The organism is Ruthenibacterium lactatiformans (assembly GCF_000949455.1).
In the GTDB taxonomy this organism is placed as follows: domain Bacteria; phylum Bacillota; class Clostridia; order Oscillospirales; family Ruminococcaceae; genus Ruthenibacterium; species Ruthenibacterium lactatiformans.
This window is the reverse complement of sequence record NZ_JXXK01000081.1, coordinates 1-2557: the sequence shown is the minus strand read 5'-3', so window position 1 is coordinate 2557 and position 2557 is coordinate 1. Positions and strand designations below refer to the sequence as shown.

At 63.2% G+C, this 2557-nt stretch carries 1 pseudogene; it reads right to left on the bottom strand.

The annotated features are described in order from the left end of the window. Positions 1 to 1731, bottom strand: a pseudogene (locus TQ39_RS19715) (hypothetical protein); the annotation flags it as partial. Positions 1732 to 2557: the final 826 nt, after the last annotated feature.

The window sequence follows — 2557 nt, the reverse complement described above, 5'->3', positions numbered from 1 at the left end:
CACCGCCGCCACGGTCCCCGTCACGCCATACGGCGCGCTGAAATCCGTCCCTATCTTTTCCCGCAACTTGCGAAGATAGTTTTCATATGCCTCAACCAGTTCTTCACATTCAGCTTCCCCCACTGGCGCAAGCCCCTCGCTCGCAAGCAGCCCGTTCAGCCCGTTCCAGTCCTGTTGGCGCACGGCCTCTATTTTCGCAAGGTATGTATCCCCGTTGAAGCTCCACGCGTGGTATGCCGCGCTGTTCTCCAGATACGGCAGCGCGCGCTGCAAAAACGTATACGCGCCCGCCTCCGGAATGGAGCAGAAATTGTTGCCGCCCGCATGCCCGTACCGGTCCATCTGCGCGGGCAGCGCCGTGCCCTCGCCAATGGCCGTGTAGCCCGGGTTGAAGCCCAGTTCATCCGGCCAGTCGAACTCAATTTTCCCGTTTTCAAGAATCTCTTTAATATCCGCCGCGCTGCGCGGCACCAGGATATCCGTTTTGTCCTTCGTCCGCTCGTACGCCTGCTGAATGTACTGCACGCGCTGCTCCACACTCAGCTCCGGGTTTTCAAGCACCGTCTGCATGAAGCGGTTCAGGTCCGTCCAGTTCTCATAGCCTGGGGCCAAAAGGCTTTCGTCAATTTCATCATACACAGTTTCCCCGGCGTTTTCAAGCTCCGGCGCATTCGGCTGCATTTGTTCATCCGGCCGGGTTGGCGCGTCCGGCTGCCCCTGTTCATCCTCCGGCAGCCTTCCGTCCTTGTCCCATAAGCTCATGGATTCCCTTATCGCGTCGTAATTCTCGCTTATCTCCCGCGGGCTCATCGCCTGCACCTCGCCGCGCGTAAAAAGCTCTCCCGCCTTGCTTCGGAAATACTCTTCCAGCTGCTGCCCGCCAATGCGCTTTACCACCTCGCCCAGGCCGTAAAGGAACGCCTCGTCCTCGCCTGCGCCGTTTTCCCGCGCCTGCTGCGCCGCATTCTCCATCGTGGAAAGAAAATCCATCGCCGTCCCCGCGCCCGGCACGCCCAGAATCCGCGCCGCCCCGCTCAAAAGCCCTTGCCCGGCCGAATCCGCCCTTTCTCCCAGCCAGCCCAGCAGGCCGTCCGGGTCTCCGTAGCGCCCGTCTATCCCTTCGGCATAGTCCCGCATCGCATCGCCGCGCAGCCCCTGCGCCGCCTGCGGCAGCGCCTGCGTGACAGCCGTATTAGCTTTTTCCGTCTCCTGCGCATGCGTCTCCCACGGTCCGCCCAAAAAGGCGAACTGCTGCGCCGCAAGCTGGTCCTGCTGAAGCTCGCCTGCGGCGCCCGCCCGGCCCCACGTGACCATGCCGTTCCACAGCGTTTCCGCCTGCTTGCCCGCGCCGCCCGCATACTTTTCCGCCAGATATCCAGCCGGCCGGAACAGGTTGTCGTCCAGCCATCTCAGGGCCTTGTCTCCCCACGATTGCTCCGCGTGCTCATCCCCGGCCCACAGGCCGCCTCCACCGCCTGCAAAGCCGCCGCCCACGCCCGTACCCGGTGCGGGAGCATCGCCCCGTCCCGCGCCCGCACCCGGCGAAAAACCGCCGCCTCCACCGCCGCGCTGCGCCATGATCAGCTCCACCAGGTTGGACGGTCCGCCCTGCTCCGGCGCGCTTGTGTACGGCGCGCCCGAAGGAGTCTTCCAGTCCAGCTTTTCAACCCAGTTGGCCGCGCCGCTGTTTTTTCCGGCCCGCCCCACATACGGCAGTGCGGAGCGCTGCATTTGCAGCAGCTGAACCTGCGGGGGCCGCGCCGGGTCCGGCCGGTACGGCAGCCGCTGAACCTGCGGGGGCTGTTCCGGGTCCGGCCGGTACGGCAGCCGCTGAACCCGCGGGGGCTGTTCCGGGTCCGGCCGGTACGGCAGCCGCTGAACCCGCGGGGGCTGTTCCGGGTCTGGCAGCGACGGCTCCCAGCCCGGCCCGGCGGCGGGCAGCGTATATTTCCCCGCCGCGTCTGTTTTCTTTTGTTTTTCTTTTCATTTTTTCCTCCTTTTTTTAACAATGGGAAGCTTGCTGCGGCAGCGCCCGCCGCGAATCTCTTCGCGCAGGCAGAACCGGCAGCCTTTTTAACAACGGGAAGTCTGCTGCGCCGGCCGCCGCCGCGAATCTCTTCGCGCAGGCAGAACCGGCAGTCTTTTTGAACAACGGGAAGCCTGCTGTGCCGGTCGCCGCCGCGAATCGCTTCGCGCTGGCAGGACCGGCAGCCTTTTGAACAACGGGAAGCCTGCTGCGCCGGCCGCCGCCGTGAATCTCTTCATGCAGGCAGAACCGGCAGCGCCACCGGGGCGGCACTAAATAATAAAATCAAAACTCCTTTGCTCACGCTCTGCCGGCGGAAGAGGAAGAACGGGAACGGAGTATCTTTCTGTGGCTCTCTCGCATCCGAAGGATGCGGGTAAATCAAAATCCAGATTTTCCGGGAAGCGCCCGTCATGTCATTCTTACTGTTAAGGGCGCGGCGGAAAATCGTTCCTTATTTGCCGTTGGGGGCCCGGGGGCCTCGGAGAGAGGCGTGAAGAAAAATCATGATTTGATACGGAATTTGAAATC